Raw genomic sequence first — 7073 nt, 5'->3', positions numbered from 1 at the left:
TTGGTGTACTTCTTCTGGAACTTCTCGATCCGGCCCGCCGTGTCGATCAGCTTCTGCTTGCCGGTGAAGAACGGGTGGCAGTTCGAGCAGATGGCCACCTTGATCTCCTCGACGGCGGAAACCGTCTGGAAGGTGTTCCCGCACGCGCACTTCACCGTCGACGGGATGTACTTGGGGTGGATGTTCTCTTTCATGGGGCCTCTGTCCTTTCCCTTTTTTCAGGTGTTCATCGACTCGATGAACTCCTTGTTGGTCTTGGTCTTGGAGATCTTGTCCAGCAGGAACTCCATGCTCTCGGCCGGCGAGAGGGGGGAGAGGAACTTCCGCAGGATCCACACGCGCTGCAGGAGGTTCTTCTCGAGGAGCAGCTCCTCCTTCCGGGTGCCGGACTTGTTGATGTCGATGGCGGGGAAGATCCGCTTCTCGGCGATCTTCCGGTCGAGGACGAGCTCGTTGTTCCCCGTGCCCTTGAACTCCTCGAAGATCACTTCGTCCATCCGGCTGCCGGTCTCGATGAGCGCCGTGGCGATGATCGTGAGCGACCCCCCCTCCTCGATGTTGCGCGCCGCCCCGAAGAACCGCTTCGGCTTCTGGAGGGCGTTGGCGTCGACGCCGCCCGAGAGGACCTTCCCCGAGGGCGGGACGACCGCGTTGTAGGCGCGGGCCAGCCGGGTGATGCTGTCGAGCAGGATGACGACGTCCTTCTTGTGCTCGACCAGCCGTTTCGCCTTCTCGAGCACCATTTCCGCCACCTGCACGTGCCGCTGCGCCGGCTCGTCGAAGGTCGAGGAGATGACCTCCCCGCTGACGCTGCGCTGCATGTCGGTCACTTCCTCGGGCCGCTCGTCGATCAGCAGGACGATCAGGACCACCTCGGGGTGGTTCTTCGCCAGCGCGTTGGCGATGTTCTGCAGGATGATCGTCTTCCCCGCCCGGGGGGGGGAGGTGATCAGCGCGCGCTGCCCCTTGCCGATCGGCGCGACCAGGTCGATGATCCGCGTGGAGTAGTTGTCGTGCGTGTACTCCATCTTGAACTTTTCCTGCGGGTAGAGGGGGGTCAGGTTGTCGAAGAGGATCTTGTCCTTGCTGATCTCGGGATCCTCGTAGTTGATCTTCTCGACCTTCAGGAGGGCGAAGTACCGCTCGTCCCCCTTGGGCGCCCGGATCTGCCCGCTGATCGTGTCGCCGGTGCGAAGGCCGAAGCGGCGGATCTGCGAGGGGGAGACGTAGATGTCGTCCGGCCCGGGGAGGTAGTTCGAGTCGGGCGCGCGGAGGAACCCGTACCCGTCGGGGAGGACCTCGAGGACCCCCTCGCCGGAGACGATCACCTCCTGGTCCGTCTGGGACTGGAGGATGGCGAAGATGAGCTCCTGTTTCTTGAGGCCTGCGGCCCCGTCGACGTTCATCTTCTTCGCGATCTCGGTCAGCTCGCCGATCCGCATGGCTTTCAGCTCTTTCAGGTTCATGCACGTTCTCCCGGTAACATGGGGTGGTGGGTTGAACGGAAACGGAAACCGCCGTTTTCTAGCGGTGTGGATGAACTTTACGGAAGGCACTCCCGGAGGCAGCGGTTTTCGCCGGATGTTCGATGATCGGGTCCAGAAGACTCGATCCTACCGCATCGGCCTCCCCGAGTCAATCCTTGAAGACGGACACCGCGTTGTCCCCCTTCCGGGACGATTCCTGGACCATCGCCTCGACGTGGGGGAACAGGACCCTCTCCGAGTCGCCGTCCTTGGGATAGGAGGCGACCCCGATCGCGGTCTTCAGCATGACCTCCCAGCGCCCCAGCGGCGATGCGTTCATCGCGGCCAGGACCTTTTCGGCCACCACCCCCGCCTCCTCCTTCGTCATCTTGGGCATCACGATGTAGATCATCGATCCGGAGCGGGCGACGTAGTCCAGCTCCCGGAGCTCCGCCTTCACGACCCGGGCGAGCTCGACGAGCGCCTTGTCGGCCGCGACGTGGCCGTACACCTCGTTCATCTCCCGCAGGTGGCGGACCTTGATGAACATGAGGGACACGGGGTAGTGGAACTTCTTCCCGCGGGTGAGCTCCTGGTGCAGCGCCTCGTGGAAGAACTTGAAGTTGTGGAGTCCGGTGACGGAATCGACGTCGGGGACGCGCGAGAGCTTGTGGTGGTATGCGCGGAGCGCGAGGTAGATCGCCGACAGGTTGGCCCAGGCCAGGAACGCCGCGCGGGTGTCCGCGTCGAACAGCGCGGGGTCGCCGGAGTCGGCCAGGAACATGCCGAGCGTCTCCCCCTGCATCCGGCACGGCGCGGCGTAGAGGCTCCGCGCCTCGTGCTCGAACCGCCAGGCGGGGTCCGCAAGCCGCGGGTCTCCTCCCGGCAGGACGATCTCTCCCCCGATCCCGGCCTCGATCATCCTCGGGGCCCTCCCCGCGTACAGCTTCTTGATGAAGTTCCCGGAGAGGCCGCGGTGGGCGAACACGGTGGGAGAGCCCCCTTCGTCGACCGCCAGCACCGTGGCGGACAGGAGCGGGTAGTTGTCCATCAGCAGGCTCATCAGGTGGTTGGCCTGCTCCTCCTCGGAGAAACGTTTGCCGAGGGTGGAGAGGATCTCGTCTTCGATCCGGATACGGCCTTTCAAGTCGCTCATGCGCGGATCCTTGCGTTGAAATGGGAAGAGGTTGGATCGGATTCCGGTCAGGAAGTTTCCCGTATATAGATAAAGCTTAGCTGACGGCCGGTCAAGGATTTTTCGCGCCGGTACGAATGGAATTCCGGCGAGCAGATCGTGCACGGGCCCACCCCTTCCGCCTGCCCGGCGGGGACCCCGGCGGCGGCGAGTTCGGAAAGCGCGATCGCCCGCAGGTCCGCCATCCATTTCCCCGGCCCCGCGCCCGGACGGATCCCCCCGGTCGCCCCGCGCAGGAGAGAGAGCGCCTCCGCGGTCTCGTCTCCCACCTCGTAGCAGCACCCCAGGGCGCAAGGACCCGCGGCGGCGACCAGCCCGGAAAGCGACTTTTCGCCGAATGCCGACGACACCGCCCGGACGGCCCCGGCCGCGATGCCTCCGGCCAGCCCGCGCCAGCCGGCGTGGATCGCGACCGCCAGCGGAATTTCCCGGTGGGACAGCAGGATCGGCACGCAGTCGGCGGTGTGGACCCCGACCCCGGTCCCCCGGTCCGCCGTCCAGAGCGCGTCCCCCTCCCGCTTCCGCCCGCCGGGGACGTCCCCGTCGCCCGGTTCGAACCGAAGGACGGCCGCCGAGTGGACCTGTCGGAGCGTGCCCACGGATTCCGCGGAGATCGAGAAGACCTCCGGCAGCCGTTCCGATCTTCCGCGGCCGGGTACCGGATCGACGCCGAGGAAGGCGTGATACACCCCCCGCGCGGCACGAAGCGCCGGCGACTGCACGAAGTGCGGCAGCGGCTTCATCGCCCGGGGTACGCCTCCTCGACCGCCGCGCGGAACGCGGCGAACTCCGGCGGATCGGGAACGGCGAAGGAGAGCTTCTCGCCGGTCACGGGGTGGACGAATCCCAGGCGGAACGCGTGGAGGAGGAACCGGGCGACCGTCACGACGCGGGCCCGCTCCCCCTGTCCGAGGACGATCTTCCGCGGCTTCCCGTAGACGTCGTCCCCGACGATGGGGCACCGGAGGTGCGCGCAGTGGACCCGCACCTGGTGCGTCCGCCCGGTCTCGAGACGGAATTCGACGAGGGAGAAGGGACCGAAGGCGGCCACCCGGCGGTAGTGCGTCACGGCGAGGCGGCCGCCCGACGGAAGCGCCGCCATCTTCTTCCGGTGGACCGGGTGCCTCCCGATCCGGGTGGTCACGGTCCCTTCCTCGCGGGGCGGCGAGCCGAAGACGATCCCGTGGTACGCCCGCTCCATCGAATGGGACGAAAGCTGCCCGGAGAGGCCGGCGTGCGCGGCGTCGCTCTTGGCGACCGCCAGGATGCCGGAGGTGTCCCGGTCGAGCCGGTGGACGATCCCGGGGCGGGACACCCCGCCGATCCCCGACAGGGCGTCGGCGCGGGAGAGCAGGGCGTTCACCATCGTTCCCCCCGGGTGCCCCGGCGCCGGGTGGACCACCATGCCGGCGGGCTTCTCGACCACGAGCAGGTGGGAGTCCTCGTGGAGCACCTTGATCGGGATATCCTCCGGCCGGAGGTCGAGCGGGACGGGCGGCGGGATCGTGACGGTGATCGACTCGCGCCCCGAAAGCCGGGTCGAGGCGCGGGCGGGGACGCCCGACAGCAGGACGTTCCCCTCCTCGATGAGCCGCTGCGCCCGGGCCCGCGACATCCCGGGGACGGCCTCCGGCAGGAACCGGTCGAGCCGCTCCCCCGCCCGTTCGGCGGGGACGGTCAGCCGGAACGTGCCGGGGGAGACGCCCGGCACCTACCAGACCTTGGAGGGGATCCGCCCGGCGGGCTTCACGAGGACGTCCACCAGCGCCTGGTTGAAGAAGTTCGTGCTCCCGGCGACCTCGGGGTCCACGCGGCTCATGTAGTAGCTGCGCCCCTCCTCGATCTCGTCCTTCAGGAGGTCGAACAGGGTGTCGTTCTCGATCCCCTCCTCGACCTTTCTCGCGTTGTACAGCGCGATGTCCGAGACCACCGCGCGCGCGATGCGGCGCGCCACATCGGGATCCTTCACCACTCCCATCGGTCCCTCCTCGCTTTCCCCGACCCTCCCGCGGGCCGGGGGGCCCGCGGGGTCATCTGTTCCGGAGCGCCACGAACAGGTGCGCCCCCTCCCGGGACACCAGGACGGAGGCGACCGCCCCCTTGGGCATGCGCGACACCGCCCTCCGGTACGCCTCCACGTTCGGCACCGCCTCGCGGTTCATCGAGAGGAGGATGTCCCCCTCCCGGATCCCGCCGTCCCACGCGGGGCTGGCCGTTTCCACGAACATCACCTCGACGCCGCCGCCCAGCTCGAGCTCCCGCAGGATCCTAGGGGGAACGGCGCCCACCGTCATCCCGAGCGGGTCGACCGGATCGCGGCGCGGCGGACGGCGGATCTCCGACTGCCCTTCCGCCTCCCCCACCGTGACCGACGCCTGGACCCTCCTCCCGTCCCGAAGGACTTCCAGCGTAACCGCGTCCCCGGGGGCCGCGGCCGCCGCCAGCTTCTGGAACTCCTTCACCCCGGAGAGGCGGGCCTTCCCGAAGGAGACCAGGATGTCCCCCGTCCGCACCCCGCCTTTCTCGGCGGGGCTTCCGGGGACCACGCGGTTCACGAGGATCCCCTTCTCGCCCTTGACCCCGAACGCATCGGCCAGCTCGGGGGAGAGCGGCTGGATGGAGACGCCGAGCCACCCCCGGCGCACCGACCCGTGCGCGGCGAGCGTCTGTTCCACCGCCTTCACCGTGTTGATGGGGATCGCGAAGCCGATCCCCTGGCCGGCGCTCACCATCGACGTGTTGATCCCCACCACCTCCCCCCGGACGTTGAGGAGCGGCCCCCCGGAGTTCCCGGGATTGATCGACGCGTCGGTCTGGATGAAGTCGTCGCCCCCTTCCATGTCGGGTTCGGCGCTGCGCCCGGTCGCGCTCACCACCCCGAGCGTCACGGTGCTCTCGAGCCCGAACGGGTTCCCGACGGCGATGGCGAACTCGCCGACCTTCAGCCGGGACGAGTCCCCGAGCGTCGCCACCGGGAGCTTCCTCGAAGCCTGGATCCGGAGCACCGCCACGTCGGTCCGTATGTCCGCGCCGACCACCTTCGCGCGGTACTCGCTCCGGTCGGCCAGGCGTACGACGATCTCGTCCGCGTCGCGGATGACGTGCTCGTTGGTGACGATCAGGCCGTCCTCCCCGACGACGACTCCGGACCCGAGGGAATTCTCCCGGAACCCCCCGTTCTCCTCGAGCAGGTCCATCAGGTACTCCGGAGGCTGTCCGTCCGGACGGCGTCCGGCCGCTCCGCTTCCCCGGGCGAACCGGGTGACGGTCCGTATGTTCACGACCGCCGGAACGGCGCGCTCCACGGCGGAGACGAACGACTGCTGGAGCGAGGAAACCTCGCCGGGGGCCGCGCCCGGGAGCTGCCCCGTGCACGCGCAGAGCAGGAGAAGCGGGAGCGTGGCGGCGACCGGGCGGAAGTCCCTCAACGTCCCCCCGCTCCCCGTCGACGTCCCCCCGACGGTTCCCGGATCTCGCCGCGGTGCGGAACCCGGGCCTCCCGCGCGCGCTTCACGTCCTTGTCGATCTGGCGCACCAGCTCCTCCACGCTCTGGAACTTCCGCTCGTCGCGGATCCGGTCGTGAAACCACACCGTGATCTCCCGTCCGTAGAGGTCCCCGTCGAAGTCGATCAGGTGCACCTCCAGCCCCAGGGAATTCTCGCCGAACGTCGGGTTGAACCCGACGTTGGCCACGCCCCGGACCGGACCGGCGCCCGCGTCGGCGTCGACAACGTACACGCCGGGCAGCGGCACCAGCTCCTGCGTGAACTGGACGTTCGCCGTGGGAAAACCCAGCTTCCGGCCCCGCGACGCCCCCAGGACGACCTTCCCGGACATCCTGTACGGGCGGTGCAGCAGCGCCGAAGCCTCCCGGACCCTTCCGCCCAGCAGCAGGTCCCGGATCCGGCTCGAGCTCACGATCGCGCCGCCCCGCAGGAGCGGCGGCACGACGTCCACGGAGAACCCGAGCTCGGCCCCCAGGCTCGAAAGCATCGCGGGCGAACCGGTCCGCCCCTTCCCGAAGGTGAAATCGTATCCCACCGTCACGACGCGCGCCCCCATCCGCCCGCGGACGACCGTCCGGGCGAACTCCTCCGGCGCCATGCCGCCGATCTCGCCGTCGAACGACTCGACCACCATGGCGTCGATGCCCAGCTCCTCCATCCGCTCCGCCTTCTCCGCCGTGCTCGTGATCTCGTAGAATCGAGCCTTCGGGGAGAAGAAACGGATCGGGTGCGGCGAAAAGGTCAGGACGGCGGCCAGGACGCCGAGATCCCGCGCGTGCGCGACGGTCCTCCGGAGAAGCTCCCTGTGCCCGAGGTGGACCCCGTCGAAGTTCCCGATCGTCAGGGAGGTCTCCGTCCCGGCGGGAAACCCCCGCGAACCTTCGAAAAATCTCATCTTGATCAAG

8 protein-coding genes are annotated in these 7073 nt (G+C 68.5%); all 8 read right to left on the bottom strand.

Going from position 1 to position 7073, the window contains the following annotated elements:
* Nucleotides 1-194 (bottom strand): 50S ribosomal protein L31 (gene rpmE, locus HZB86_00940; protein ID MBI5904114.1); only part of this gene is annotated, 194 nt, incomplete at its 3' end.
* A gap of 24 nt (nt 195-218) precedes the next feature.
* The gene (gene rho, locus HZB86_00935) at nt 219-1466 is read right to left on the bottom strand and encodes a transcription termination factor Rho (GenBank protein ID MBI5904113.1); all 1248 of its coding nucleotides are present in this window, start codon (nt 1464-1466) and stop codon (nt 219-221) included.
* 169 nt (nt 1467-1635) lie between these two features.
* Nucleotides 1636-2622 (bottom strand): GGDEF domain-containing protein, encoded by a 987-nt coding sequence (locus HZB86_00930; protein MBI5904112.1) that lies wholly within the window; start codon nt 2620-2622, stop codon nt 1636-1638.
* Nucleotides 2623-2669: 47 nt separating this feature from the next.
* Nucleotides 2670-3404, bottom strand: coding sequence for a polyphenol oxidase family protein (locus tag HZB86_00925; GenBank protein ID MBI5904111.1), 735 nt, complete (start codon nt 3402-3404; stop codon nt 2670-2672).
* The gene (locus HZB86_00920; GenBank protein MBI5904110.1) at nt 3401-4372 is read right to left on the bottom strand and encodes an RluA family pseudouridine synthase; all 972 of its coding nucleotides are present in this window, start codon (nt 4370-4372) and stop codon (nt 3401-3403) included. Before HZB86_00920 ends, HZB86_00925 begins: the two co-directional genes overlap by 4 nt.
* The gene (locus tag HZB86_00915) at nt 4373-4639 is read right to left on the bottom strand and encodes a hypothetical protein (GenBank protein ID MBI5904109.1); all 267 of its coding nucleotides are present in this window, start codon (nt 4637-4639) and stop codon (nt 4373-4375) included.
* Between the two features lie 52 nt (nt 4640-4691).
* Nucleotides 4692-6089, bottom strand: coding sequence for a Do family serine endopeptidase (locus HZB86_00910; protein MBI5904108.1), 1398 nt, complete (start codon nt 6087-6089; stop codon nt 4692-4694).
* Complete coding sequence (locus HZB86_00905) at nt 6086-7063, bottom strand: bifunctional riboflavin kinase/FAD synthetase (GenBank protein ID MBI5904107.1); 978 nt, start codon at nt 7061-7063, stop codon at nt 6086-6088. Before HZB86_00905 ends, HZB86_00910 begins: the two co-directional genes overlap by 4 nt.
* Nucleotides 7064-7073 lie beyond the last annotated feature (10 nt).

The organism is Deltaproteobacteria bacterium, assembly GCA_016234845.1.
Classification (GTDB): Bacteria; Desulfobacterota; Deferrimicrobia; order Deferrimicrobiales; family Deferrimicrobiaceae; genus JACRNP01.
Note: the sequence above shows the minus strand (reverse complement) of the source record. Positions and strands in the feature narration are given on the sequence as shown.

Bases quoted from the DNA above. Each gene is read 5' to 3' on its own strand.
- rho (MBI5904113.1), bottom strand. From the start codon at position 1,466: ATGAACCTGAAAGAGCTGAAAGCCATGCGGATCGGCGAGCTGACCGAG.
- HZB86_00925 (MBI5904111.1), bottom strand. From the start codon at position 3,404: ATGAAGCCGCTGCCGCACTTCGTGCAGTCGCCGGCGCTTCGTGCCGCG.
- HZB86_00915 (MBI5904109.1), bottom strand. From the start codon at position 4,639: ATGGGAGTGGTGAAGGATCCCGATGTGGCGCGCCGCATCGCGCGCGCG.
- HZB86_00905 (MBI5904107.1), bottom strand. From the start codon at position 7,063: ATGAGATTTTTCGAAGGTTCGCGGGGGTTTCCCGCCGGGACGGAGACC.
- HZB86_00930 (MBI5904112.1), bottom strand. From the start codon at position 2,622: ATGAGCGACTTGAAAGGCCGTATCCGGATCGAAGACGAGATCCTCTCC.